Below are 26,186 nucleotides of genomic sequence, written 5' to 3'. Positions count from 1 at the left end.
ATGGTGGCGCCCGGCCCGGCTGATCTTCTGAACGCCCACGACCATCCAATGCCGGAGGGGACGACACCGCTTTATCTGGTGATCGATGCAGCCCGCGATCCCGCCATCTTCGACTATCTGCTGGAACATCAGGACGACCTTCATCTGGAATGTCTCTATAAAGGGGACAGTGCGCATGATCTGGCGGAAGTCGCACCCTATCTTATGGCGCTGGAAGCCGGGGGTGAGGGGCCAGCCTGGCGCTTCCTGCGTCAGCAATGGGGCCGATCCTGCCTGATCGTGCTGCAAGGCGACGTCGATTTCACGACGCTGCGCCTGCATCTGCGCAAACTGACCTTCGCCCGGATGCCATCGGGCGACATGGTGCTTTTTCGCTTCTACGATCCTAGGGTGATGCGCCTGATCCTGCCCACCTGTGACCCCGCACAGCTTGATCGCCTGTTCGGCCCAGTGCAGCAGATCTGGACCGAAGCACCACAGGCGGGAGAGGCGGAGTTGTTCTGTTGGAACAACGGGATACTACATCATTCCCTTATCAGCCTGACAGGAGCCTGAGCCCATGCCGCCCGCAGCCCGCGTCACCGACATGCATCTCTGCCCCCGAACCACCGGACAAGTGCCCCATGTTGGGGGCCCGATCCTGCCGGCAGGCGTGCCCTCTGTGCAGATCGGCTTCAGTCCCGCTGCGGTGACCGGCAATTCCTGCCTTTGTATCGGCCCCGTCGACCAGATCAGCAGCGGGTCTGCCACTGTCCGGATCGGTGGCCGGGCCGCTGCCCGCCAGGGGGACCGGACCGCCCATGGCGGGGTGATCATCCAGGGCTGCCCCACGGTGATCATCGGCTGATATCAAGGGTCATGGGCCTTTACCCTTGAAGGCCGGCGACCGCCGGCCTGCGTAAGCCAAGCTGCCGGAGGCAGCGCCCGACATATGAGGGAACAGGTAAATACCAAGAGTCATAATCCATTCCCTACTCTGAACCATTGATCATCGTGTTCGGTATATGCATGTTCCTTCTGGCGTCTGACGCCGCCATCCGGCGGCTTGGCTCACGCGCATGGATAGTAAGGGTCAGCAATCGGCATGGGTGATTTCCAGGACGGCATCCCATCGACCGCCATGGTCGATCTGCTGCTATTCACGCTGGATGATCGCAGCTATGCGCTGCGGCTGGAACGGGTGGCGCGTGTCGCCCCGCTGGTGGATATCACACCGCTGCCGGCCGCCCCCGCCATCGTGCTGGGGGTGATTGATGTCGCCGGCGACATTCTGCCCGTGCTGGATATCCGCCAGCGTTTCGATCTGCCGCCACGCCGGCAACGGCTGGAGGATGCGCTGGTCATGGTCCGCACCGGCCAGCGCCTGGTCGCCCTGCTGGTGGACCATGTGACAGGCACCATCCAGCTGCCGGCGGCATCGCTGGTGCCGGTGGAGGGGGTGGTCCCCGGTACACGCTATTTTGACAGTGTCACCCGGCTGCCCGATGGGCCCGTCTTCATCCATGATGTGGACCGGTTCCTGTCGCTGACGGAGGCAGCCGCCCTGGATGACAGCCTTGGCCGCCAGCGGGGCGATGCATGAGCATCAACGGCGATGGCGGCGTGCTGACGGCGTTCAGCCAGTTCCTGGAAACGCGCACCGGCCTGCATTACGCCCCCGAACGGCGGGCGGAGCTGGGCCGGGCGGTGGCCATCATGGCCAAGGAACTGGGCTTCCCGGATGCGGCCGCCTGTATGCAGCATTTCCTGGCGACGGAGCCGACGCGGGAACAGATTGAAATCCTGGCCAGCCATCTGACCATCGGCGAAACCTATTTCTTCCGTGAACCGCAAAGCTTCCAAGCCCTGGCTGAGACCGTGCTGCCGCCGCTGATCGCCGCGCGGCGACAGGCGGGCACCCGGCATCTGCGGTTTTGGAGTGCCGCCTGCAGCACGGGCGAGGAAGCCTATTCGGTGGCCATGCTGCTGGACGGGTTGATCCCGGATATTGCCCAGTGGAACATCAGTATCCTGGCAACCGATATCAATCCCCGCTCCCTGCGCCGCGCGACGGAGGGACGCTATGGGGAATGGTCCTTCCGGGGCGTTGATCCGGCCGTCCGGCAGAAATATTTTGAGTCTCAGGACGGAAGGCAGGCGATCATTCCCCGCATCCGCCGCATGGTCAGCTTTGCCTATCACAATCTGGCAGAGGATCTTTACCCGTCCGTCACCAGCAACACCAATGCGATCGACGTCATCTTCTGCCGCAATGTGCTGATGTATTTCAGCTTTGACCGGGCGCGGCAGGTAGCGGCCAACCTGCATAATTCCCTGGTGGAAGGCGGGTGGCTGGTGGCCAGCTCGGTCGAAGGCTCAACCGAGCTGTTCCAGCCCTTCGTCAATGCCCAATTGCCGGGGGCCACCTTCTATCGCAAGACGGCAAGTGCCGCCGCCGTGCCATGGACACCAGCCCCGGCAATGGCAGAGCCCGCACCGCCAGCCCCGCCCCCCGCCGCCCCTGCCCCGCCGCCGCCAGTCCCCCAGGGTCCGGATGATCTGCTGGGCAAGGTACAGCCGCTGTACCAGCAGGGGCGTTATCGGGAAGCCATCGCCCTGCTGCGGGCCGATCCGGTGCGGCTGGAAGCGGATGGCGTCGCCCTGGCCATGCTGGCCCGGCTGCACGCCAATGAAGGCCGCCTGGAAGAGGCGGCGCTTTGCTGCCAGCGGGCGCTGAGCCTGGACCGGACCGCCCCGGAGCGCCATTACCTGCTGGCCATGATCAGCCAGGAGCGGGGGGAGTCGAAACAGGCGGCAGAAGCGCTGCGCCGTGCCCTGTTTCTGGACCCCGACTTTGTGCTGGCCCATTTCGCCCTGGCGCGGCTGGCCCTGGGGGAAGGCCGGGTGACCGATGCCCGACGGCATTATCGCAATACGCTGGATTTGTTGCGCCGCCACGCGCCGGAGGACACATTGCCTGAATCCGACGGGCTGACCGTCGGTCGCCTGACGGAGATCATCCGCGTTGCCAGCGCCGAGGTTGGGTTATGAGTGAGAGCAGGATCGACTGGACCGCGATGCATCTGCGCCTGGCCGCCGCCCGCGAAGGGCTGGCGCGCGGGTTCGAGCCGGGGGAGGCAGAAACAAGCCGCCGCCTGCGGGAACGCGCCCGGCAACTGGCCCGCAAACCGGCAGCGCCGGTGGATGCGGCCGCACAGCTCACCCTGCTGGAATTCCAGGTCCAGGGTCGGCCCTTTGCCGTGGAAGGCCATCTGGTGCGGGAGGTGGCGACGGAACTGCGCCCCACGCCGGTGCCCTACACCCCATCCTTCCTGGCTGGCATCTTCTATCTGCGCGGACAGATGGTCTCGGCCATCGATTTCGGCCTGCTCTGCGGTCTGCCGCCGACGCCGGAAGCCGATGCCATCATCGTGCTGGAACAGGGGGAGCGGATGCTGGGCCTGCTGGCGGAACGGGTGATCGGCATTACCGCCATCGCCCGCGACCAGCTCGACAGCCTGCCGGCAACCGTTCAGCAGGGCCGGCGTTTTTTCCATGGTATTTCACGGACGGGAACCATCCTGCTGGATGGGCCCGTACTGTTCAATGATGATGAAAATGGCTTCGCACAGGCGGGCCTGCCGGGACCGGCGACAAGGGGACAATGATCATGCGCGTCACCGTGGGCACGAAAATCTGGGGCAGCCTGTGCATGGTGCTGCTGGTTCTGCTGGTGGTCGGCGGCGTCTCCCTGCGGGTGACCGATCGGCTGACCGCCGACGCCGCCTGGCGCAGCCACACCTATCAGGTGCAGGGCGCCATCACCGAGCTGCTGTCCATCATGCAGGATGTGGAGACGGGGCAGCGCGGCTTCCTGATCACAGGCGACCCGAAATTCCTGGAACCCTATGAAAGTGCCCTGGGCCGGCTGCAGCCGGGTATCCGCAGTTTGCGCAACCTGATCACGGATAATCCGGATCAGATGCGCAATATGGACCGGGCGGAAGAATTCATCGCGGTGAAGGCCGAATCCATGCGCATGAACGTGGATATCCGCCGCAACCAGGGTTTCCAGGAAAGCCAGGCGGCGGTGATGACCCTGCGGGGCCAGAAGGCGATGGATGATTTCCGCGGCGTCATTGCCCAGATGCACGCGGTGGAAGATACCCTGCTGCGCCAGCGGGAAGCGGAACTGAAGGAGACGACAGAAATGGCGCGGGCCAGCGTCATTGGCGGGGCGCTGATCGCCGGCCTGCTGGTGCTGGCCTCCGGCCTTTATCTCAGCCGCAATATCGCCACCCCGCTGCAGGAGATCACCCGCATCGCAGAGCGGATCGGCAGCGGCGACCTGACCGTCACCCTCACCCCCTCCACGCGAGCGGATGAGGTGGGTACCCTCTCCGACACGTTCATGCGCATGACGCGCAGCCTGCGCCAGCTGATGCAGGAACTGGCGGAGGGCATCAATGTGCTGGGCGCAGCCGGCAGCCAGATTGTCAGCACCACCGCCCAGGTAGCCGCATCGGCGGCGGAGACGGCCACAGCCCTGGCGGAGACCTCCTCCACCATGGAGGAGGTGCGCAAAACCTCCCAGCTTTCCACCGAAAAGGCCCGGCATGTCGCCGACACGGCCCAGGCGACGGCGCAGATTTCTGCCACCGGCAAGCGGGCGGTGGAACAAAGCATTGCCGGCATCAATCTGGTGCGCGACCAGATCGGCGCCATCGCCGAGGCGGTGATCAAACTGTCCGAACAGAGCCAGGCCATCGGCACCATCGTGGCTTCCGTCAATGATCTGGCCGAACAATCCAACCTGCTGGCCGTCAATGCCGCCATCGAGGCGGCGCGGGCGGGCGAACAGGGCAAAGGGTTCGTGGTGGTGGCCACGGAGGTGAAAAGTCTGGCCGAACAGTCCAAGGAGGCGACGGCCCAGGTGCGCGCCATCCTGACCGATATCCAGAAGGCCACGGCCACCGCCGTGCTGGCCGCCGAACAGGGCTCCAAGGCGGTGGATGCCGGGGTGCGCCAGTCGCTGGAAGCGGGACAGGCCATTGAGAACCTGGCCCAGAATATCGCCATCGCCACCCAGGCCAGCACCCAGATCGTCGCGTCGAACCAGCAGCAGCAGGTGGGCATCGATCAGGTGGCGCTGGCCATGGACAGCATCCGGCAGGCCAGCACCCAGAATACCGTGGCCACCAAACAGGCGGAAACGGCGGCGCATAATCTGAATGCGCTGGGGCACAAGCTGAAATCGCTGGTCAGCCAGTATCGCGCCTGACGGGCGGCGACGGGGACGGTCCATGAACAGCAGGAATGAACAGCTTCTGCAACGGCTGCTGGCCATGTTCACCGTGGAGGCGGAGGAACATGCCACCGCCCTGGGTGCGGCCCTGCTGGAACTGGATCGCGGCGTGGCCGACGAGCGGCGGCGCGAACTGGTGGAGCAGATCTTCCGGCAGGTGCATACGCTGAAGGGCGCGGCGCGCACAGTCAATCTGGGCTCCCTGGTCGCGCTCTGCCATGCGCTGGAATCCCTGCTGGCCCTGGTGAAGCAGGGCAGCATGGCGCTGGATGGCGACCTGCGGGAGCTGCTGCATCGCAGCCTGGGGGCCATCCGGGTGATGATCCCCGGCGGGGGCAATGGCCCCAGCCCGGCCGATCCGCCGGGGCTGGACCGGCTGGTTGGCGATATCAACCAGAAGGCGGGGGCACCGGGCATGGCCAGCCCGCCGCCCCCGCCCCTGCCGCCGCCCATTCCGGCCCCTGCCCCACCGGTGGCAACCGTGGCGGAAATCCCCGCTGCCGTGCCGCCTGTGCCCGAGCAGACGGTGGTCCACCGACCGGTGAAGCAGACGGTGCGGGTGCCCATCGCCCAGCTGGACCGGCTGCTGCATCAGGCGGAAGAGCTGATCGGGGCCAAGCTGTCCGGCGCGGAACGGGCGGCCATGCTGCGCGGGCTGGGGCGAGAGCTGGGGGAACGCACGCGCAGCCGGGGCCGGCTGGGCCGGGCCGCCCAGGCCGACCATGATGCGCAGACGCTGGCCTGGCTGGGATCACGCCTCAGCAAGCTGGCCATGGAGGCCGATCAGGAGGCGCGCGGGCTGGCCAAAAGCGTGGATGGGCTGTTGAGCGGCACCAAGCAGGTGCTGATGCAGCCCGCCGCCAACCTGCTGGATCTGGTGGCGCAGAATGTAAGCGAACTGTCGCGTGAACAGGGCAAGGATATCCAGCTTGTCGTCGCCGGGGAAGGGCTGGAGCTGGACCGGCGGGTGCAGGATGAACTGCGCGACGCCCTGCTGCACCTGATCCGCAATGCCATCGGCCATGGGCTGGAGACGCCGGCCGAGCGGCTGGCCCAGGGCAAGCCCGGCCAGGGCACCCTGTCGATCAGTCTGGCCCCCCGCGATGGCGGCCGGGCAGAGATCACCATCAGCGATGACGGGCGCGGTATGGATGGTGCCCGGCTGGTGGCGGAGGCCATCGCCCAGGGCGTGGTGGAGGCAGAAGAGGCGGCAGCCCTGGACCAAGGCCAGATCCTGGCGCTGGCCTTCCAGTCCGGCCTGTCCACCAGCAATGGGCTGACCGACCTGTCCGGCCGGGGGCTGGGGCTGGCCATTGTGCAGGAAAAGGTGGAACGGCTGGGCGGCACCATCGCGGTGGAAACCGCCCCCGGTGCCGGCACCAGCTTCCGCCTGCTGCTGCCGGTGACCATGGCGGCCTTCCGCGTGGTGATGACGCGGGTGGGCACGCAATGTCTGGCCCTGCCCACCAACCGGGTGGAGCGGGTGGCGCGCATCCCCTGGCGGGCGGTGGAGCTGGTGGACCAGCGGGAGGTGGTACGGGTGGATGGCAAGGCCGTTGGGCTGGTACGGCTGGCCGATCTGCTGCGCCTGTCGGGGGGAGCGGAACCGGAAGGGGAATTCCGGCATTATCTGGTGGTGGCCGCCGCCGGCCAGCGTATCGCCATCGAGGTGGACCAGATTATTGGCGAAACCGAAATCCTGATGAAAAGCCTGGGCTGGCCCCTGGCGCAGGTGGCCTGCGTCGCCGGGGCCATCATGCTGCCGTCGGGCGGGCTGGGCTTTGTGCTGAATGTGCATGAGCTGCTGCGCAGCGCGCTGCGCCAGGATTTCCCCACGCGCCCGGCCCGCAGCCTGACCAGCATGGCGGCCCCGGCGCGCCCATCCATCCTGATCGCCGAAGACAGCATCACCGCCCGCACCCTGTTCAAGCATGTGCTGGAAGCCGCCGGATACCGGGTGCGCACCGCCGTGGATGGGCTGGAAGCCTGGGGCCTGCTGGCGGAGGAAAGCTTCGACCTGATCGTCTCGGACGTGGAAATGCCGCGGATGAGCGGGTTTGAACTGACCGGCAAAATCCGCCACGATCCCCGCACGGCCGATCTGCCGGTGATCCTGATTACCTCGCTGGAAACGCGGGAGGATAGGGAACGTGGGGTTGATGTTGGTGCCAGTGCCTATATCGTCAAGAAAAGTTTCGACCAAAGCGACCTGCTGGATATGATCGGTCGCCTGCTTTAAGGACGTGCGTTGTGATTAAGGTTCTGGTCGCCGAAGATTCCCCCACAATACGGGCTTTCCTGGTCAGTATCCTGGAAACCCAGCCCGACATGCGGGTGGTGGGTGCCGTTGCCAACGGCGAGGAAGCGGTGGCGGCCGTGCAGGATCTGAAGCCCGACGTGGTGACCATGGATATCCATATGCCCGGCATGGATGGTTTCACCGCCACCCGCCGCATCATGGAAACGCTGCCGGTGCCCATCGTCATTGTTTCCGGCATGATGACCGATCAGGTCGCCGCCACCTTCCGCGCGGTGGAGGCCGGCGCGCTGGCCTTTGTGCGCCGGCCGGCCGGCATCGGCCATGTGGATCATGATGCTGAGGCGGCCGAACTGGTGATGACGGTGCGGCTGATGTCGGAGGTGAAGGTGGTGCGCCGCTGGCGCCGCCCCCCACCGCTGGGCAGCAGCAGCCGCGCCGGGACAGGCGCAGGGGAGGCGGCAGGCGGGCGCCGCCGGCCCCGGCTGGTGGCCATCGGTGCCTCCACCGGCGGGCCGATGGCGTTGCAGACCATCCTGTCCAGCCTGCCGGCGAATTTCCCCCTGCCCATCCTGGTGGTGCAGCATATTGCCAATGGCTTTGTCGAAGGCTTTGCCGAATGGCTGCGGCTTTCCAGCGGGCTGGAGGTGCAGGTGGCCCGCGATTTCACGGCTACCCTGCCGGGCCATGTCTATCTGGCGCCGGATGACCGGCATCTGGGCATTGACCGCAACGGGGTGATCCGCCTGTCCGACGCCGCCCCGGAAAGCGGCCTGCGCCCCGCCGTTTCCCACCTGTTCCGCAGCGTGGCGGACCAGGTGGGGGCCGATGCGGTAGGGGTTCTGCTGTCGGGCATGGGCGCCGACGGCTCCGCCGAACTGACCCACCTGCACGCGCTGGGGGCCACCACCATCGCCCAGGACAAGGCCAGTTCCGTGGTCCACGGAATGCCCGGCGTCGCCATCGACATGGGTGGCGCCAGCCACGTGCTGAACCCGACGGAAATCGGGGCGAAACTGGTGACATTGGTCAGGGATTGAGCGTCAGCAGCATCCCGCATTTTGGCCTGACGCTGTACAGGCGGAACTGGTGGCCGTGTCCGCCAGTTCCCCTGATCACGCCGTTGTCGCCTTAATCACCGGACGCGGGCGGCCATCCTTGTCGATGGCGACATAGGTGAACACGCCCTCCGTCACCTTGTAGGCGGTACCATCCACCTTGCGGACCCAGACATCGATGCGCACGCGGATGGAGGTGCGGCCCACCCGCTCCACCTCCGTATAGCAATTCACCTCGTCGCCCACGCTGACCGGGCGGTGGAACTTCATCGCTTCCACGCCAACCGTGGCCACCGGGCCGCGGGCCAGCCGAACGGCGGGGGCGGCCCCTGCCAAATCCATCTGCGACATCACCCAGCCGCCGAAAACATCGCCATTGCCGTTCAAATCCTTCGGCATGGCGAAGGTGCGCGAGGCGGGGGCGTCGCGGTCGAAATCGGGAACTCGCTCAGACATCTCTGCCCTCCCAGGGCAAGCTACAAAATATGGTGGCATATATCGTTCGGAGATACTGCATCTCCTTGAACCTTGGCGTTCCCCCTCCCTATAATGGGGCATGAGCGACCTTTTTCAGAATACCGCCGTCAAGCAGGACAGCTATTCCGCCCAGGACATCGAAGTTCTGGAGGGGCTGGAACCCGTGCGCCGCCGTCCCGGCATGTATATTGGCGGCACCGATGAACGCGCCCTGCACCATCTGGTGGCGGAGGTGCTGGACAACGCCATGGACGAGGCGGTGGCAGGCCATGCCAACCGCATCGAACTGGACTTGGCCGCCGATGGCACGGTGACGGTGCGCGACAATGGGCGCGGCATCCCCACCGATGAACATCCCAAATATCCCGGCAAGTCCGCGCTGGAGGTGATTTTCACCACCCTGCATTCCGGCGGCAAATTCTCCGGCAAGGTCTATGCCACCTCCGGCGGTCTGCATGGCGTCGGCTCCGCCGTCGTCAACGCGCTCTCCGACCGGCTGCATGTGGAGGTGGCGCGCGACCGTCAGCTTTGGGTGCAGAGCTTCTCCCGCGGGGTACCGCTGGGGCCGCTGGCCAGTGCGGGTGCGGTGCAGAATCGGCGCGGCACCACGGTCAGCTTCCACCCCGATCCAGAGATTTTCGGCGCCGACGCGCAGTTCAAGCCGGAACGGCTTTACCGGCTCTGCCGCTCCAAGGCGTATCTTTACCGTGGCGTGGAAATCCGCTGGAGCTGTGATGCCAGCCTGTTGCCGCCGGGCAGTGAGGTGCCGGCGGCTGAAGTACTGCATTTCCCCAATGGCCTGCTGGATTATCTGACTAGCAGCCTGAAAGGCCGCGCCACCGTTACACCCAACCCCTTCGCCGGTCAGGCGGATTTCCCCGGTGATGCCGGGCGGGTGGAATGGGCGGTGGCTTGGCCGGAAGATGATGAAGGTTTCAGCCACACCTATTGCAACACCATCCCCACGCCCTTGGGCGGCACCCATGAACAGGGCCTGCGCGGGGCGCTGATCCGCGCCATCAAGGGCTATGGTGACCTGCTGGGCAACAAGCGCGCCGCCACCATCACCGCCGATGATGTGATGGAAGGCGCCATGGTGCTGCTCTCCGTCTTCATCCGCGACCCGCATTTCCAGGGCCAGACCAAGGAACGGTTGGTGAATGCGGAGGCGCAGAAGCTGACCGACGCCGCCATCAAGGATCATTTCGACCATTGGCTTTCCGGCTCCCCCGATGCTGCCAAGGCCTTGATCGAACGGCTGATCGAAAAGGCGGATGAGCGGGCACGGCGAAAGGCGCAGAAGGAGATGGCGCGCAAAACGCCAACCCGCCGCCTGCGCCTGCCCGGCAAGCTGGCCGATTGTTCGCGCCAGAGTGCCGAAGATACCGAGATTTTCATCGTTGAGGGTGATTCGGCCGGCGGTTCAGCCAAACAGGCCCGCCGGCGCGACACCCAGGCCATTCTGCCCCTGCGCGGCAAAATCCTGAACGTGGCATCGGCCAGTGTGGACAAGCTGCGCGGCAATCAGGAGCTGGCCGATCTGGCGCAGGCGCTGGGCTGTGGCACCGGCAAGGATTTCAGCCTCGACAAGTTGCGTTATGAGCGCGTCATCATCATGACCGACGCCGACGTGGATGGGGCGCACATCGCCTCGCTGCTGATGACCTTCTTCTATCGGGAAATGCCGGCCCTGATCCAGCAAGGGCACCTGTATCTGGCCCTGCCCCCGCTCTATCGCATCGCCGGGGGCGGCAAGGTGCACTATGCGCGCGACGACGCGCATAAGGACGAGTTGATGCGCACCACCTTCAAGAATGTGAAGGGCAAAATCGAAATCAGCCGCTTCAAGGGCCTGGGCGAAATGCCGCCGGCCCAGTTGAAGGAAACCACCATGGACCCGCAAAAGCGCATGTTGCTGCGCGTGGTGGTGCCCGACCTGCGCGACCCGGACCAGAAGGATGATGTGGAATCCACCAAATCCCTGGTGGAAAGCCTGATGGGCCGCAAGCCGGAATTGCGGTTCAAGTTCATCACCGAGAATGCGAAGTTTGCGCAGGATTTGGATGTGTGATGGAGGGCCTTGAAGGTTACTTCTTCGTCAGCTTTTCCCTCCCATCTCCGTCACCCCGGCGAAGGCCGGGGTCCAGTTCGTAAAGAGTCGCGCTTGGAAGTCTGGACCCCGGCCTTCGCCGGGGTGACGGTAAACTCGCCAAAAACCGGAAACGCCTTCGCAAGTGCATGGCGCGCCCGTCACACCTGTCCACCGCTTCTCCCCCCCCCCCAAGCCGAAATGCCGTGCGCATGATGCATGGCGGATTCAGGCGGAAGCGCCTTGTCCCAGGGCACAAGGCGGGCTAATCCGGGTTTACCAAAGGCGTGGGACGCTGTAGGCCATCGATGGGCCGGCCGCTGGGCCGGGGCGTCGTTCAATCGGAGGAAAGCATGGCTGTTAAAGTTGCGATCAACGGGTTCGGGCGTATTGGCCGTCTGGTGCTGCGCGCGCTCTTTGAAAGCGGTCGGACCGATATCCAGGTCGTCGCCATCAACGATCTGGCCGACGCCAAGTCCAATGCCCATCTGCTGAAATATGACAGCGTGCATGGCCGTTTCCCCGGCACCGTGGAGGTCGTGGACGGCAATCTGGTCGTCAATGGCCACACCATCCGTTCCGTGCAGCAGCGCGACCCGGCCCAGCTTCCCTGGGGTGAACTGGGCGTTGATATCGCCCTGGAATGCTCCGGCATCTTCACCAGCCGCGAAGCTGCTTCCAAGCACCTGACCGCCGGCGCCAAGAAGGTGCTGATCTCCGCCCCGGCCACGGATGAAGATCTGACCGTCGTTTATGGTGTGAACCATCACAAGCTGACGGCCGAACACAAGATCGTCTCCAACGCGTCGTGCACCACCAACTGCCTGGCCCCGGTCGCCTTCGTGCTGAATAACGGCATCGGCATTGACCATGGCTTCATGACCACCATCCACAGCTATACCGGCGACCAGAACACCGTGGACACGTTCCACAAGGATCTGCACCGCGCCCGCGCCGCCGCGCTGAACATCATCCCCACCTCCACCGGTGCCGCCAAGGCCGTGGGCAAGGTGCTGCCGGAACTGAAGGGCAAGCTGGACGGCACCTCGCTGCGCGTCCCGACCCCGAATGTCTCCGTGGTGGATTTCAAGTTCGTTGCCAAGCGCAACACCAGTGTCGAAGAAGTCAACCAGCTCATCACCGAGGCCGCCAACGGCCCGCTGAAGGGCATCCTGGGTGCCTATGCGGAGCCGCTGGTGTCCAGCGACTTCAACCATGATGCCCACAGCTCGATCTTCGCGCTGAGCGAGACCAAGGTCATGGAAGGCAATTTCGTGCGCATCCTGACCTGGTACGACAATGAATGGGGCTTCTCCAACCGCATGGGCGATACTGTCATCGCCATGGCCAAGGCTGGCTGATTGACCCACTGATTTCGGCAGCGGAACGATTTTGTTCCGCTGTCGTAACGGTTGGGCGCCGTCCGTGTCGCGGACGGCGCCCTTGACGTTTCAAGCAACCGACGAGAAAGACATGACCCCCAACGAGATCGCCCGCCTGCAGGCCTATCTCCGCCGTAATTTCGGCAACGATAAGATCACCGTGAACCCCCCGGCCAAGAAGGGCCAGCCCGTCGAAGTGACGTTGGATGGCGAGTTCATCGGCACGCTGTACCGGGACGAGGAAGATGGCGACGTCTCCTACGCCTTCAACATGTCCATCCTGTCCGAAGACCTGCCGAACATCGCCCCGGCCAAGGGCAAGTAAGATCGGGCTTCGCGGCAGCAGTGAAGGCCGCCCCTGCCCCCCTTCTGGGGGAGCCAGGTGGCGGCCTTTTTCATGGTGGATTTGTTCTTGTTTTGATCGCATCGAAATGCGAGAATAGATTACTAGATGATCTTCTTGAATTTCATGTGGTCCCACCCCGATGCACGCACCGCAAAGCCAGTTTACCCGCCAGGATCGTATGGACTGGCTGCGCCTGATTCGCACGGAGAATGTCGGCCCCATCACCTTTGCCCGGCTGCTGGAACGGTTTGGCACGGCCGCTGCCGCCCTGGCAGCCCTGCCTGATCTGGCCCGCAAGGGTGGGCGGCAACAGCCGCTGCGCATACCGCCCAAGGCCGAGATTGAGCGGGAACTGGCGGCGCTGGAAAAACGCGGCGCCCGGCTGATCTGCAAGGGGGAGGCGGAATATCCCAGGCCCCTGGCCAATGTGGATGATGCCCCGCCCGTGTTGACCGTGCTGGGCTTCCCCGCCCTGCTGGCACGGCCTTGTGTGGGCATTGTCGGGGCCCGCAATGCCAGCATTGTCGGGCGCAAGATGGCGGAGAAGCTGGCCCATGATCTGGCCGAGGCCGGCTTCACCGTCGTGTCCGGACTGGCACGCGGCATTGATACGGCGGCGCATGAAGGTTCCCTGGCCAAAGGCACCGCCGCCGTGGTGGCTGGCGGGATCGACATCATCTATCCCCCGGAAAATGAAGCGCTTTATCGGGAATTGGCGCAGCGCGGCGCCATCATCGCCGAATCACCGCTCGGCACCGAACCGCAAGCCCGCCACTTCCCCCGCCGCAACCGGCTGATCTCCGGCCTGTCGCTGGGTGTGGTGGTGGTGGAGGCGGCGTTGAAGTCCGGCTCCCTGATCACCGCCCGCTTTGCCGCCGAACAGGGGCGCGACGTTTTCGCCGTGCCGGGATCACCGCTGGACCCGCGCGCCCAGGGCTGCAACCGGCTGATCAAAGAGGGCGCCGGGCTGGTAGAGACGGCCGAAGATGTGATTCTGGCCCTGCGCAATGCCAGCCTCTCTCCCCTGTCGGAACCGCCCGGCGGCCTCTTCCGGGGTGGCCCCGGCGCCGCACCGGATGAAAAAATGGTGGATAAAGCCCGTGCCATCGTGGTGGAGAGCCTGTCCCCCACCCCGGTTCTGATTGACGAACTGGTTCGCGGCTGCCAATTGTCTGCCGGGGTGGTACTGACAATCCTGCTGGAGTTGGAACTGGCGGGACGGTTGCAGCGTCATCCTGGCGGGCGTGTCAGCCTGATCTGACCCCCGTTATCCGTATCGTTACTGTATCCCTCGAAAGGCGGGTCGTTCAGTGGCTGGCAGTGTCGTCATCGTCGAGTCCCCGGCCAAGGCCAAGACCATCAACAAATATCTCGGGCAGGATTACACGGTTCTGGCCAGCTTTGGCCATGTCCGCGATCTGCCGCCGAAGGATGGCTCCGTCCGTCCTGACGAGGATTTCGAGATGGATTGGGAGTTGGGCGACCGCTCCAAACGCCATGTGGATGAAATCGCCCGCGCCGTAAAGGGCGCTACCCGCGTTTTCCTCGCCACTGACCCTGACAGAGAGGGGGAGGCGATTGCCTGGCACGTCCAGGAACTACTGAAGGAAAAGCGGCTGGCCGGTCGGGAAATCCGCCGCATCACCTTCAATGAGATCACCAAGAGCGCGGTGCTGGAGGCCATTTCCAAGCCACGCGACGTGGACCAGGAGCTGGTTCAGGCCTATCTGGCCCGTCGCGCGCTGGATTATCTGGTGGGCTTCACCCTGTCGCCGGTACTGTGGCGCAAGCTGCCGGGGTCGAAATCGGCAGGGCGCGTGCAGTCGGTGGCGCTGCGTCTGATCTGTGAGCGGGAAGCCGAGATCGAGGCCTTCCGCCCGCAGGAATATTGGACCATCGAGGCGGAATTCAAAACCCACGATGGCGCCACCTTCACCGCCCGCCTGACCCAGCTGGATGGCAAGCGGCTGGAAAAGTTCAGCCTGACCAACAAGGAGCAGGCGGAGGCCGCCCTGGCCCGCATCCGCCCGATGCTGTTCAAGGTCGGCCGGGTGGAACGGCGCGAGGTGAAGCGCAACCCCTCTGCGCCCTTCACCACCTCCACCTTGCAGCAGGAAGCCAGCCGCAAGCTCGGCTTCGGTGCCGTCAAGACGATGCGCACGGCCCAGAAGCTTTATGAGGGCGTGGATATTGGCGGTGAGACGGTCGGCCTGATCACCTATATGCGAACCGACGGCGTGTCGCTGAGCCAGGAGGCTATTGACGGTTCCCGCCGGCTGATCGACCAGACCTGGGGGGCGGCTTACGTCCCGGAAAAACCGCGCATTTACAAAACCGCCGCCAAGAACGCCCAGGAGGCGCACGAGGCGATCCGCCCCACCGACCTGTTCCGCCGCCCGGACCAGATGAGCCGCTATCTCGATAAGGACGAGTTGCGGCTTTACGAACTGATCTGGAAGCGCACCATGGCCAGCCAGATGGCCAGCGCCGTGCTGGATCAGGTGACAGTCGATATCATGAGCAAGGGCGCGGAAGCCGTGTTCCGCGCCACCGGCTCCATCATCCGTTTCGATGGCTTCCTGAAGGTCTATCAGGAAGATAAGGATGATGATGGGGAGGAAGAGGAAAATCGCCGCCTGCCGCCAATGAAGGATGGCGACGACCTGACGCGTGGTAACCTGAAATCTGACCAGCATTTCACCCAGCCCCCGCCCCGCTATACGGAGGCGAGCCTGGTGAAGAAGATGGAAGAGCTGGGTATCGGCCGGCCATCTACCTATGCTTCCACCCTGCAGGTCTTGCAGGAGCGCAACTATGTGCGGCTGGAAAAGCGACGGTTCGAACCGGAAGACCGCGGCCGGCTGGTCACCACCTTCCTGGAAAGCTTCTTCAACCGCTATGTGCAGTATGATTTCACGGCGGCCCTGGAAGAGAAGCTGGACGATATTTCCGGCGGCCGCGTCTATTGGAAAGATGTGCTGCGCGATTTCTGGCAGCATTTCCGCGGGGCTATTGATGGCACCAAGGATCTGACCATCACCCAGGTGCTGGATGCCCTGGATGAAGCGCTGGGGCCGCATTTCTTCCCCGCCCGCGTCGGGGCCGACGGGCAGCCGATCGATGTGCGCACCTGCCCCACCTGCGGCAGCGGCCGGCTGTCGCTGAAGCTGGGCAAGACCGGCGCCTTCATCGGCTGCTCCAACTACCCGGAATGCCGCTATACCCGCCCCCTGGCCGTGGCCGGGGAAGAGGGGGAGGCCGATGCCGACCGCGAATTGGGCCCCGATCCCGAAACCGGGCTGACGGTGGTGATGAAGCGCGGCCCCTATGGCGTCTATGTGCAGTTGGGCACTGAATCCTCCAAGGAGGTGAAGCCCAAGCGCGTATCGCTGCCGCGGGGCATGAACCCGCAGGATGTCGATCTGGAAAAGGCGCTGGCCCTGCTCTCCCTGCCGCGCAGCGTCGGGATGCACCCTTCCACCGGGATCGAAATCCAGGCCGGCATCGGGCGTTACGGGCCCTATCTGAAACATGGCGACGCCTATAAGAACGTGCCGGCAGATGATGATGTGCTGACCATCGGGCTGAACCGGGCCGTCATATTGCTGGGTGATAATCTGGCCAAGAAGGCGGTGGCGGGCCGGGAGTTGGGCAACCATCCCAAGGATGGCAAGCCGATCAGCATCGGTTCCGGTCGCTTCGGCCCCTATGTGAAACATAACAAGCTGTTCGCCAGCATTCCCAAAGCCATGTCGCCCGACGAGCTGACGCTGGAACAGGCGGTTGAACTGCTGGCGGCCAAGGCCGCGAAGGACGGCGCCAAGAAGGGTGCCGCCCCGGCGGACGCGGACGCCACCGCAGAGGAGAAGCCGAAAAAGGCCCCGGCCAAAAAGGCGACCACCGCCAAGGCCGCGACCACCAAAACCGCGACGGCAAAGGCAGCGGCCCCCAAACGGGCCAGCGCGGCGAAAGGCGATGCGGCGGCAGCACCGAAAAAGCCGGCCGCCCCACGCAAGACGGCTGCCAAGGCGACCAAAGTAAGCGAGCCATTCTGACCCTTTACGGCGATGCGGGATGATCCCCCGCATCGCCGCCTACCCCGGAAGACCGACGGGACAGGGGCGATGCGTCCGTGTAACCTGCACTGAACCCTTCCGCCCGGGAACCGCCATGCGCCCCCTGCCCCTGATATTCTGCTGCTTTCTGACCCTGGCGCCGGCACTGCCAGCCCTGGCGGCGGATGGTGATGCCGTGGTCGGGGGACAGAATGCCACTGTTACCCCCGGCAAGCCCGTCAATGGCTGGGTCCGGCTGGATCGGCCGGGGGAGAATGCCGGCACAGCGGCAGTTCCCCCCACGGCCGCCCAGCAATTGCCCATGGTGCCGCTGGCCGGGGAGGCGGCGGCGGATCAGAAAGCCAAATGCCGGGTCCGCAAAACGGTGGAAGCCGGGGTGGCCATGGGCGGGGTCAGCGGTAAATATGTTGGTGCCGAACTGGCCTATGGCAAAGACGACCGCGCCATGGCGGGTGGCTATATGCCCACCCCCTGCCCGGATACCAATTTCAGCATGTCCGTTGCCGTCTCCCAGTCGGATATGGAGCTGAAACGCCGCCACCGCGACCATTATGATGGCGGCTACGATCCCTATCGCCTGGAGCAGGATCGCTATAACGGCGTCCCCGGACCGCTGGACCGCTGACGGACAGGAACCTGTTAACGCCGACGTCCGCGTGACTTCATGGCCTGGAAGAAAGCCGTCACCACGGCCGGATCGAACAGAGTGCCCGATCCCTGTTCGATCATGCGCAACGTTTCCGCCAGAGGCTTCGCTTCCCGCCAGCTGCGCTTATGCGTCAGCGCATCATAGACATCGGCCACCGCGACGATCCGGGCGGCCAAGGGAATGGCCTCCCCCCGCAGCCCGGCGGGATAGCCGCTGCCATCCCAGCGTTCCTGGTGGCAGCGGGCAATCGTCGCCCCGAAGGAGAAATAGCTGCTCCCCTCCACCATGCGCGAAGCCTTCTCCAAAAGCGCGGCCCCACGCTCGCAATGCTGTTCCATCAACTGGCGTTCGTCCGCATCCAGCGGTTCCCGCTTGGTGATCACCCGGTCGGGCACGCCCACCATGCCAATATCATACAGCATGGCTCCCATGGCGATCTGGTCCAGGAAATCATCATCAATCACCCTGGCATAGGCAGGGTCGGCGCGCAGAATGAAGGCAATCTCCGTCACCAGCCGTGACAGGCGCAGCACATGGTCGCCGCCGCCCTCCGGATCCTTATATTCCGCCAGCCCGGCCAGGGCGATGACAGCGGCCTTGTGAGCCCGCTTCACCTGTTCATAGAGGTGGAGATTATCAAAACCGATGGTGATCTTGGAGCCCAGTACCTCCGCCAGCTTGCGCTCCAGCCCATCCAGCGGGCGGCCGGCATGAACACAGGCCGCCGCATCGCGGCCGTCCGCCGTGCGCAGCCAGATAATGACATCGCCATCATCATAATGATGGGTCCGGGTGCGCAGAACCTCAGCGATTCGCGCCGCCAGCAGCGGATCGACGCTGCGCCCCATGGGCAGACCAACCAGACCATGGTGACGCCCGGCCGCAGCCAATATCTGTGCATCGGCCGCCGTGCTGCCCCGCACAACGCAGACCAGCCCATCACAAGGCAGGTCCAGCACCCGCGCCAGCTCCCGCAGCACCGCCTCAGCGAAACTATCAATGGCGCGCAGGGCGAACAGGTTGCCCGATGCCTCAATGATGCGCTCCATCCCCTTGCGGGAACGGGTCAGTTCCAGAATATGCTCGTAGGAACGCAAAGCCGCGACCGTGGCCGTGCCCAGCTTCTGGGCCGTCAGTTCCGTCTTGGCCTTGTAATCATTGATATCATAGCCATGGATGACATCATCCTCCGGCGCCTGGCCGGGCTGGCCGGTGCGCAGGATGATACGGACCAGATCATTGCCCAGTTCCTTGCGGATGCGCGGCACCAGACGCAAACCTGCATCATCGGTTTCCATCACCACATCCAGCAGGATGACGGCGATGCCGGGATCGTTGCTCAACACCCGCAACGCCTCCTCGGCGGAATAGGCGGAGAGGAACTGCACCGGCCGGCCCCGATAGGCGAATTTCTTCATCACCAGCCGGGTCATGGCGTGGACCTCTGGATCGTCATCGACGATCAGGATCAGCCACGGGGGCAGGGGCGCTGGCACGACGGAATTGTCCGGCGTTTCTTCCCGAAACAGGAAGGCGTCGTCATTCATGCCCATATCCGTCCCAAATCCCCCAAGAGGGAGAGCGCCTGTTAAAATTCGCCCGTCCCGACACCTGTTCCAAAGTTATATCCGTCGGGAACGGATGATCCAACCTATTCCCGCATAGGCCGACATGTTACGCAAGCACCATAAAACAACCGCAAAAAGATGTATTGCTGTTGCAGCGCTGGAGCAGGCACCTCACATGCCTTACCCGACCAGAATCGAAACGGACCCACCATGATGAAGCCATTCGCCCTTCCCCGTCTCCGCTCTTTGAAGCGTGCCGGCTGCACCCTGCCCCTGGTGGCCCTGCTGGCACTGGTCGGCGCGGCACCCGGCATGGCCGCCGACAAGCCGCTGGACCGGCAGGCGGTGGAACAGATCGTACGCGATTATCTGATCGCCAATCCGGAAGTGTTGGTGGAGGCGATGCACGCGCTGGAGACCAAGGAACAGGCCCAGTCGGAACAGGCGCAGAAGACAGCACTGACGGCGAATCGCGCCGCTCTGGAGAATAAGGGGCCGGTCGGCGGCAACCCCAAGGGCGATGTCACCCTGGTGGAGTTCTTTGATTACAATTGTGGCTATTGCAAGCGCACCCATCCGGAAAGGGTGGAAGCGGTGAAGAAGGATGGCAAGGTCCGCGTCGTCTATAAGGAATTCCCCATCCTTGCCCCCTCTTCCATAGAGGCGGCCAAGGCTGCCCTGGCCGCCAACCGTCAGGGCAAGTATGAGGCGTTCCATACAGCCTTGATGAAGCATGAAGGCCGGCTGGACAGCGATGCCATCCGTGCCACGGCCCGCGATGTTGGCTTGGATATCAAGAAGTTGGAAGCCGATATGGGCGACGCGGCCATCCAGGCGGAAATCGACGCCAATATCGCGCTGGCCCGCGAACTGGGTATTCGCGGCACCCCCGGTTTCGTCATCGGCGACACGCTGGTGCCGGGCGCCATTCAGACCGAACAATTCACCAGCTACTTCGCGGCTGCCCGTGCGGCCAAGAAGGCCGACAAGGCGGGCTGACCTATAGGTAAGCCCGTGAAACCGGGTGCTTTATCGCGGCCATTGCCCCAATCCATGGCCGTGATATAACCGCCCCGCTTCCTTGTGGTAACAATAGCAGGCGACTGAACTTTGGCGATCCAACCTTCGATTCTTGTCCTGAATGGGCCGAACCTTAACATGCTCGGCACCCGAGAGCCCCAGATCTATGGGGCGGAAACGCTGGACGATGTCGAAACCTTGTGCCAGACAGAGGCAGCCCGCTTAGGTGTGGACATGGATTTCCGCCAGTCCAACCATGAGGGAGAACTGGTGACCTGGATCCAGGAGGCAAGGGGCGAGCATGATGCCATCGTGCTGAATGCTGGCGCCTATACCCACACGTCGGTGGCCATCATGGATGCGCTGTCGGCGGTTGACCTGCCGGTCATCGAGGTTCATCTGAGTAACATCTTCCGCCGCGAGCCGTTCAGACACCATTCCTATGTGTCGATGGTCGCGCGCGGGGTCATATGCGGCCTCGGCTCGCACGGTTACGTTCTGGCACTTCAGGCCGCCTGCCGGCTGATTGATGCCGCGAACCGGCCGGGCGCCTGAGGCAAGCCATTGGATAAGGTTGAGAACACCATGTCGAGCTTCGATCTGGATGCCGAGTTCGTGCGGACCATGGCCAAACTCCTGGAGGAGTCGGGCCTGACGGAGATGGAATATTCGGAAGGCGAACGCCGCATCCGGCTCAGCCGCATTTCCCCTGCGGCCGCCTACCCGGCCGCTTATGCCGTGCCGCCCGGTCCCGTCGCAGCTGCCCCGGCTGCCGCAGTAGCACCCGTCGCCACCCCGGCCGTCGCCCCTGCCCAGAACCCGAACGCCCTGAAATCGCCGATGGTCGGCACCGCCTATGCCGCGTCTGAACCCGGCGGCACGCCGTTCGTGAAGCTGGGCGATGTGGTGAAGGCCGGCCAGACCGTGCTGATCATTGAGGCCATGAAGGTGATGAACCCGATCAAGGCCGCCAAGGGTGGCACCGTGACAGAGATCCTGATCTCCGACGCGCAGCCGGTCGAATTCGGCCAGCCGCTGCTGATCATTGAGTGATCGCACGATGAGCGCGAATACCCAGCAAGGGCTGTTCGACAAGGTGCTGATCGCCAATCGCGGCGAGATCGCTTTGCGCATCCACCGCGCCTGCCGCGAGATGGGGATCAAGACGGTGGCGGTGCATTCCACCGCCGATGCCGACGCCATGCATGTGCGTCTGGCGGATGAAAGCGTCTGTATCGGTCCGCCGTCCGCCAAGGAAAGCTATCTGAACATCCCGGCGATCCTGTCGGCCGCCGCCATCACCGGGGCCGATGCCATCCATCCCGGCATCGGCTTCATGGCGGAGAATGCCCAGTTCGCCGATATGGTGATTGAGCATGGCTTCGCCTGGATCGGGCCGACACCCGACCATATCCGCATCATGGGCGATAAGGTCACGGCCAAGAAGACCGTAATCTCGCTGGGCCTGCCCTGCGTGCCCGGCTCCGACGGTCCGGTGGACAGTTTCGAGACGGCAGCCAGCGTGGCCGACCAGATCGGCTATCCGGTGCTGATCAAGGCCGCCGCCGGTGGCGGTGGCAAGGGCATGAAAGTGGCCTTCAGCCGGGACGAGCTGAAGGAAGCCTATCAGCTGGCCCGGGGTGAAGCCCGCGCCGCCTTCGGCAATGACGAGGTTTACCTGGAAAAGTACCTCGCCAACCCGCGCCATATCGAGGTGCAGCTGCTGGGCGACCACCATGGCAATGTGGTGCATTTCGGGGAGCGTGACTGCTCCATCCAGCGCCGTCACCAGAAGGTGGTGGAAGAGGCGCCGTCGCCGGCCCTGAATGCCGAGGAGCGGGAAAAGGTGGGCTCGCTGGCCGCCCGTACCGCCAAGCTGCTGGGCTATCGCGGCGTCGGCACCATGGAGTTCCTGTACGAGGACGGGCAGTTCTATTTCATTGAAATGAACACCCGCCTGCAGATCGAACACACGATCACCGAGATGATCACCGGTGTCGATCTGGTGCGTGAGCAGATCCGCGTCGCCACCGGGGCGCCGCTGGGCTATACGCAGCAGGATATCCGCTTCCACGGCCATTCCATCGAATGCCGCATCAATGCGGAAAATGCCGTCACCTTCATGCCCTCACCCGGCCAAATCACCCAGTACCATGCGCCGGGTGGCCTGGGCGTGCGCGTGGACAGCGCGCTGTATGACGGCTATCGCGTGCCGCCGCATTATGACAGCATGATCGCCAAGCTGATCGTACACGGCAACACGCGTAACGAATGCCTGATGCGGCTGCGCCGTGCCTTGGAAGAATTCGTTATCACCGGGGTGGATACCTCCATCCCCCTGCATCAGCGCATCATCGCCGAGCAGGATTTCATCAATGGTGATTACGATATCAAGTGGATGGAAGGCTGGATGAAGCGTCAGGCCGAAGGCTGATTGCTCCCCACCCGAAAGTCGACTGATCGTGAGAACCCGGCCCGCACCCGCAGGCCGGGTTTTTTCATACCCGCATCGGTAGCAACAGCGGGCAGGTCGGGAAGACCGCTGCCAGATAAACCTTTCCTCCACACATTCCATACAAAGTTTATAATTTCAAAAGTTATGAAAAAAATGAAACTCTATAAATGTACAAATGTTGATGTATCTGTATGGAAGTAAAATTATTGCAAGTGAAACAAAATTAACCCGACATAAAACATTTTATTTTTTTGAAAAAAGGAACTTTTATAACAAAAATACAATTGAATGTGGCTGTTTCGACACATGATGCACAGAGTTTTTCAGTTTTCTGATGATAAGGTTGAATCGCCATGACGAGGGTGGCTCAATCCGCAAGCCAAAAATGAACAGTCCATCGGACGGGCTGCGGCAGACGACAAAAGAAAGTTGAAAAATGATGATGAGCAATCGTACCCGCACGCTGCGGGGCCTGCTGCTGTTGGGTGTTGCCGTGGGCAGCATCGGCACGCTGGGGGCACCGGCCCTGGCCCAGAGCAGCAATACCGAAGAAGCCATGTCGGAAATCGTCGTGGTGGGTTCGCGTATCCGCCGCGATACGTTTAATTCCCCCTCGCCCATCCAGGTGCTGACCAAGGAAGACAGCGTTCTGGCCGGCATGAGCTCCACCGCTGAAATGCTGCAGAATGCCGGCATCACCAGCGGCTCCGGCCAGATCAACAATGCCTATGGTGGTTTTGTCACCAATGGTGGCCCCGGTGCCAACACCGTGGGTCTGCGCGGCCTGGGTGCCGGCCGCACGCTGGTGCTGATCAATGGCCGCCGCGTGGCCCCGGCCGGTACGCGTGGTTCCATCGGCTCCGCCGATCTGAACGTGCTGCCCAACGCCATGATCGAGCGCGTGGAAGTGCTGCGTGACGGTGCCTCCTCGATCTATGGTTCCGACGCCATCGCCGGCGTGATCAATGTCGTCACCCTGAGCAATGTCGAAGGCGTGACGGTAGATGGCAGTTACACCCGTCCGGTGCATGAGGGCGGCGAGGAAGCCCGCGCCTCCATCGTCGGTGGCACCAGCGGTGATCGCTGGAAGGTGGCCGGATCGTTCGAATATTACGAGCGTGGCAACCTGACCCTGGCGGATCGTGACTGGACCCGCTGCAACACCGATTACCAGTTCAACCCGACCACGGGTGCGCGCCTGGATTTCGTCGACCCGATGACTGGCCAGCCCAAGTGCTATCCGATCTCCGGCACCGGTTCGAACGGCTCTGCCATCAACAGCATCGGCACCAACAATCTGGCCGGTGTCGGCGCCCCCGGTTCGGTGGGCAGCAGCTTCAACCGCTGGCGTCCGAACGGTGCCATCTCCACCGGGCTGGTCGGCTTCGAAGGTGTGGGCGGTGGTGCCAACAACCTGAATGTCCGCGACACCTTCGCGCCGGAAATGCTGAACCGGTCGCTGATCTCCCCAGCGAAGACCTATACCGGTTTCGGTCAGGCCTCCTATGAGCTGGAAGCCCTGGGCAACGCCGAAATCTATACCGAGGCGCTGTATAGCCGCCGCGAATCCACCCAGACCGGCTACCGCCAGCTTGCCCTGGATTATGCCAAGGGCAGCCTGCTGATCCCGACCGGGCTGCAGGGTTCGACCTTCTCCTCCGTGGCGAACGCGCTGACCAACAACGCCCCCGTCGGCGTCCGCGCCTTCATCGGCTTCGGCAATGACCGCAGCGAGCAGGATGTCGATTTCTACAAGTCCACCACCGGCGTCCGGGGCGATTTCACCCCGCTGGATGGCTGGCGCTATGACCTGTCCTTCAGCTATTCCAAGTCTGACGCCACCTATCGTCAGCAGTCCTTCCTGACCGATCGTCTGGCGCAGAGCCTGAACGTGGTTGCCGCCCCGGCCGGCTTCAATGCAGCACTGGTGCGTCCGGGTGCCAATGGCGGGCTGGTCACCTGTGCCGCCAATATCGCCAACCCGTCGCTGGGCTGCATCCCGGCCCCGGTGCTGAACACGGCGACCATCGGCGGCAAGCTGCCGCAGGACTGGTCCAACCAGGTGTTCCAGACCGTAACCGGCCACACGAAGTATGACGAGAAGGTCGCTTCGCTGGGCCTGGACGGCCCGCTGTTCACCGTGCCGGCCGGTACGGTGCAGGGTGCCTTCGGTGCCGAATATCGTGAAGCCAAGATCGACGATACGCCGGACATCAACAGCCAGACCTCCAACCTCTATAACCTGACCTCGTCGGCCCCGACCCGCGGCACGGACAAGGTGTATGAGCTGTTTGGCGAAGTGGAAGTGCCGGTTCTGGCCAATCTGCCGTTGGTGGAAGAGCTGACGGTGACCGGTTCGGGCCGTTACACCAAGTATGATTCCTACGGTTCGGACTGGACCTACAAGGTGGGCGGTGTGTATGCGCCGACCAGCTGGATGTCGCTACGCTCCTCCTACGGCACCTCGTTCCGCGCCCCGGCGCTGTTCGAACAGTTCCTGGGGACGACAACGGCCTTCCTGTCGTCGCAGAACGACCCCTGCAACAATTACGGTGCCGCCGGCAAGACGGCGACCCTGCGGGCCAATTGCGCGGCCGAAGGGATTGGCCCGGACTATCAGGCCACCAACAGCGTGCAGGTCAATTCTGGCGGTGGTTCGGGAAGCGGTCTGGAAGCCGAAACCTCCAAGAACTTCACCGCCGGTTTGATCCTGCAGCCGGAACTGCCGGGTGAGTTCGGCCGCTTCTCCTTTGCTGTCGATTATTTCGATATCAAGATCGACAACAGCGTGGAGCGTATCGGCGGTACGGAAATCCTGGGCCGCTGCTATGAATCGGCGGATTTCCGCCGTGGCAGCAACCTGTGCCGTCTGGTCTCCACCCGCGCGGCCGGCACCAATGCGCTGACCGTTTCCGACAGCTACACCAACATCGCCTCCTCCCTGACCCGTGGTCTGGACTTCACGGCGCGCTACAATATTGAAGCAGGCCCCGGCGATCTCGGGTTGAACGGGACGCTGACCTACTTCATCGATCAGAAGGAAAAGACCTTCAGCGATCAGCCTTTCACCGAATATAATGGCACCCTGAACCGCCCGAAATATTCGCTGAATGCTGATCTGACCTATAAGATCGAGGAATGGAGCTTCCGTTACGGCTTTGAATGGATCTCCGGCACCGACAGCTATGACCTGCTGGATCTGAACCCGGCTACGGATCCGCGGATTGCCAAGGTCAGCGACTATGACCTGCATCACCTGTCGATGCAGTATAAGGGCGAGGATTGGAGCGTCACCGCTGGCGTGCGCAACATCTTCGACCGTGATCCGCCGAAGATTTCTGCGGGTCTGGCCGGTACCTACGCCTCCTACAGCCGCGTCGGCAATTCCCCGCTTTACAGCGGTTACGACTATGTCGGCCGTCGCGTCTTTATCAACCTGAGCAAGAGCTTCTGATCAGTGAAATAATAGGGGCAGCGACGGCATGACCATCGCTGCCCTCTGACTGATACCCCGCCGGGCGACCG

General features: G+C 63.5%; 21 protein-coding genes. 19 read left to right on the top strand and 2 right to left on the bottom strand.

Translation table 11 applies throughout. The features are described 5' to 3' along the window. From GE253_RS05820 to cheB, 8 genes are all read left to right on the top strand, one after another. A complete protein-coding gene (locus GE253_RS05820) occupies positions 1 to 555 on the top strand; it encodes a DUF4123 domain-containing protein (RefSeq protein WP_153203182.1) in 555 nt (184 codons plus the stop codon). Positions 556 to 559: 4 nt separating this feature from the next. Then, positions 560 to 847, top strand: coding sequence for a PAAR domain-containing protein (locus GE253_RS05815; RefSeq protein WP_153203181.1), 288 nt, complete (start codon positions 560 to 562; stop codon positions 845 to 847). Positions 848 to 1,084: 237 nt separating this feature from the next. Then, the gene (locus GE253_RS05810) at positions 1,085 to 1,582 is read left to right on the top strand and encodes a chemotaxis protein CheW (protein WP_211101357.1); all 498 of its coding nucleotides are present in this window, start codon (positions 1,085 to 1,087) and stop codon (positions 1,580 to 1,582) included. Then, positions 1,579 to 3,030, top strand: a complete 1,452-nt coding sequence (locus GE253_RS05805; protein ID WP_153203180.1) for a protein-glutamate O-methyltransferase CheR — start codon at positions 1,579 to 1,581, stop codon at positions 3,028 to 3,030. Before GE253_RS05810 ends, GE253_RS05805 begins: the two co-directional genes overlap by 4 nt. Then, positions 3,027 to 3,647, top strand: a complete 621-nt coding sequence (locus GE253_RS05800; RefSeq protein ID WP_153203179.1) for a chemotaxis protein CheW — start codon at positions 3,027 to 3,029, stop codon at positions 3,645 to 3,647. The genes GE253_RS05805 and GE253_RS05800 overlap by 4 nt, the downstream gene beginning before the upstream one ends. A gap of 2 nt (positions 3,648 to 3,649) precedes the next feature. Beyond that, positions 3,650 to 5,260: a CHASE3 domain-containing protein gene (locus tag GE253_RS05795; protein WP_173012518.1), complete on the top strand. Its 1,611-nt coding sequence runs from the start codon at positions 3,650 to 3,652 to the stop codon at positions 5,258 to 5,260. A 22-nt stretch (positions 5,261 to 5,282) separates the two neighbouring features. Then, positions 5,283 to 7,523, top strand: coding sequence for a response regulator (locus GE253_RS05790; protein WP_153203177.1), 2,241 nt, complete (start codon positions 5,283 to 5,285; stop codon positions 7,521 to 7,523). Between the two features lie 11 nt (positions 7,524 to 7,534). Then, a complete protein-coding gene (cheB, locus tag GE253_RS05785; protein ID WP_211101356.1) occupies positions 7,535 to 8,581 on the top strand; it encodes a chemotaxis-specific protein-glutamate methyltransferase CheB in 1,047 nt (348 codons plus the stop codon). A 75-nt stretch (positions 8,582 to 8,656) separates the two neighbouring features. On the opposite strand, the gene GE253_RS05780 is transcribed toward cheB, so the two are convergent. After that, the gene (locus GE253_RS05780) at positions 8,657 to 9,055 is read right to left on the bottom strand and encodes an acyl-CoA thioesterase (protein ID WP_153203176.1); all 399 of its coding nucleotides are present in this window, start codon (positions 9,053 to 9,055) and stop codon (positions 8,657 to 8,659) included. 100 nt (positions 9,056 to 9,155) lie between these two features. Between GE253_RS05780 and parE the strand changes: the two genes are divergently transcribed. From parE to GE253_RS05750, 6 genes are all read left to right on the top strand, one after another. Beyond that, entirely contained in the window at positions 9,156 to 11,147 is a 1,992-nt protein-coding gene (parE, locus tag GE253_RS05775; protein WP_153203175.1) for a DNA topoisomerase IV subunit B, read from the top strand. Positions 11,148 to 11,518: 371 nt separating this feature from the next. Then, positions 11,519 to 12,526 (top strand): type I glyceraldehyde-3-phosphate dehydrogenase, encoded by a 1,008-nt coding sequence (gap, locus tag GE253_RS05770; protein ID WP_153203174.1) that lies wholly within the window; start codon positions 11,519 to 11,521, stop codon positions 12,524 to 12,526. Between the two features lie 112 nt (positions 12,527 to 12,638). Continuing rightward, a complete protein-coding gene (locus tag GE253_RS05765; protein WP_153203411.1) occupies positions 12,639 to 12,872 on the top strand; it encodes a DUF3126 family protein in 234 nt (77 codons plus the stop codon). 160 nt (positions 12,873 to 13,032) lie between these two features. Further along, positions 13,033 to 14,154 carry a DNA-processing protein DprA gene (dprA, locus tag GE253_RS05760; protein ID WP_153203173.1) on the top strand — a complete coding sequence of 374 codons (1,122 nt, stop codon included), beginning with the start codon at positions 13,033 to 13,035 and terminating at the stop codon, positions 14,152 to 14,154. Positions 14,155 to 14,203: 49 nt separating this feature from the next. Next, the gene (topA, locus tag GE253_RS05755) at positions 14,204 to 16,948 is read left to right on the top strand and encodes a type I DNA topoisomerase (protein ID WP_348770779.1); all 2,745 of its coding nucleotides are present in this window, start codon (positions 14,204 to 14,206) and stop codon (positions 16,946 to 16,948) included. Positions 16,949 to 17,063: 115 nt separating this feature from the next. Continuing rightward, the gene (locus tag GE253_RS05750) at positions 17,064 to 17,594 is read left to right on the top strand and encodes a hypothetical protein (RefSeq protein ID WP_153203172.1); all 531 of its coding nucleotides are present in this window, start codon (positions 17,064 to 17,066) and stop codon (positions 17,592 to 17,594) included. Positions 17,595 to 17,608: 14 nt separating this feature from the next. On the opposite strand, the gene GE253_RS05745 is transcribed toward GE253_RS05750, so the two are convergent. Continuing rightward, complete coding sequence (locus tag GE253_RS05745; protein WP_173012517.1) at positions 17,609 to 19,165, bottom strand: DUF3369 domain-containing protein; 1,557 nt, start codon at positions 19,163 to 19,165, stop codon at positions 17,609 to 17,611. A gap of 231 nt (positions 19,166 to 19,396) precedes the next feature. Between GE253_RS05745 and GE253_RS05740 the strand changes: the two genes are divergently transcribed. The 5 genes from GE253_RS05740 to GE253_RS05720 all read left to right on the top strand — a co-directional run bounded on the left by GE253_RS05740 (position 19,397) and on the right by GE253_RS05720 (position 26,115). Next, the gene (locus GE253_RS05740) at positions 19,397 to 20,185 is read left to right on the top strand and encodes a DsbA family protein (RefSeq protein WP_247878494.1); all 789 of its coding nucleotides are present in this window, start codon (positions 19,397 to 19,399) and stop codon (positions 20,183 to 20,185) included. A 111-nt stretch (positions 20,186 to 20,296) separates the two neighbouring features. Then, complete coding sequence (gene aroQ / locus GE253_RS05735; RefSeq protein ID WP_089289905.1) at positions 20,297 to 20,761, top strand: type II 3-dehydroquinate dehydratase; 465 nt, start codon at positions 20,297 to 20,299, stop codon at positions 20,759 to 20,761. 30 nt (positions 20,762 to 20,791) lie between these two features. Beyond that, a complete protein-coding gene (accB, locus tag GE253_RS05730) occupies positions 20,792 to 21,259 on the top strand; it encodes an acetyl-CoA carboxylase biotin carboxyl carrier protein (RefSeq protein WP_153203170.1) in 468 nt (155 codons plus the stop codon). 31 nt (positions 21,260 to 21,290) lie between these two features. Continuing rightward, positions 21,291 to 22,640, top strand: coding sequence for an acetyl-CoA carboxylase biotin carboxylase subunit (gene accC / locus GE253_RS05725; protein ID WP_153203409.1), 1,350 nt, complete (start codon positions 21,291 to 21,293; stop codon positions 22,638 to 22,640). A 457-nt stretch (positions 22,641 to 23,097) separates the two neighbouring features. Further along, positions 23,098 to 26,115 (top strand): TonB-dependent receptor, encoded by a 3,018-nt coding sequence (locus tag GE253_RS05720; protein WP_211101355.1) that lies wholly within the window; start codon positions 23,098 to 23,100, stop codon positions 26,113 to 26,115. Positions 26,116 to 26,186 lie beyond the last annotated feature (71 nt).

Source organism: Niveispirillum sp. SYP-B3756, from assembly GCF_009495745.1.
In the GTDB taxonomy this organism is placed as follows: Bacteria; Pseudomonadota; Alphaproteobacteria; order Azospirillales; family Azospirillaceae; genus Niveispirillum.
This window is presented reverse-complemented; position numbering and strand designations above follow the sequence as displayed.

Bases quoted from the DNA above. Each gene is read 5' to 3' on its own strand.
- GE253_RS05820 (WP_153203182.1), top strand. From the start codon at position 1: ATGGTGGCGCCCGGCCCGGCTGATCTTCTGAACGCCCACGACCATCCA.
- GE253_RS05815 (WP_153203181.1), top strand. From the start codon at position 560: ATGCCGCCCGCAGCCCGCGTCACCGACATGCATCTCTGCCCCCGAACC.
- GE253_RS05810 (WP_211101357.1), top strand. From the start codon at position 1,085: ATGGGTGATTTCCAGGACGGCATCCCATCGACCGCCATGGTCGATCTG.
- GE253_RS05805 (WP_153203180.1), top strand. From the start codon at position 1,579: ATGAGCATCAACGGCGATGGCGGCGTGCTGACGGCGTTCAGCCAGTTC.
- GE253_RS05800 (WP_153203179.1), top strand. From the start codon at position 3,027: ATGAGTGAGAGCAGGATCGACTGGACCGCGATGCATCTGCGCCTGGCC.
- GE253_RS05795 (WP_173012518.1), top strand. From the start codon at position 3,650: ATGCGCGTCACCGTGGGCACGAAAATCTGGGGCAGCCTGTGCATGGTG.
- GE253_RS05790 (WP_153203177.1), top strand. From the start codon at position 5,283: ATGAACAGCAGGAATGAACAGCTTCTGCAACGGCTGCTGGCCATGTTC.
- GE253_RS05780 (WP_153203176.1), bottom strand. From the start codon at position 9,055: ATGTCTGAGCGAGTTCCCGATTTCGACCGCGACGCCCCCGCCTCGCGC.
- parE (WP_153203175.1), top strand. From the start codon at position 9,156: ATGAGCGACCTTTTTCAGAATACCGCCGTCAAGCAGGACAGCTATTCC.
- gap (WP_153203174.1), top strand. From the start codon at position 11,519: ATGGCTGTTAAAGTTGCGATCAACGGGTTCGGGCGTATTGGCCGTCTG.
- GE253_RS05765 (WP_153203411.1), top strand. From the start codon at position 12,639: ATGACCCCCAACGAGATCGCCCGCCTGCAGGCCTATCTCCGCCGTAAT.
- dprA (WP_153203173.1), top strand. From the start codon at position 13,033: ATGCACGCACCGCAAAGCCAGTTTACCCGCCAGGATCGTATGGACTGG.
- GE253_RS05750 (WP_153203172.1), top strand. From the start codon at position 17,064: ATGCGCCCCCTGCCCCTGATATTCTGCTGCTTTCTGACCCTGGCGCCG.
- GE253_RS05745 (WP_173012517.1), bottom strand. From the start codon at position 19,165: ATGAATGACGACGCCTTCCTGTTTCGGGAAGAAACGCCGGACAATTCC.
- GE253_RS05740 (WP_247878494.1), top strand. From the start codon at position 19,397: ATGATGAAGCCATTCGCCCTTCCCCGTCTCCGCTCTTTGAAGCGTGCC.
- accB (WP_153203170.1), top strand. From the start codon at position 20,792: ATGTCGAGCTTCGATCTGGATGCCGAGTTCGTGCGGACCATGGCCAAA.
- GE253_RS05720 (WP_211101355.1), top strand. From the start codon at position 23,098: ATGATGATGAGCAATCGTACCCGCACGCTGCGGGGCCTGCTGCTGTTG.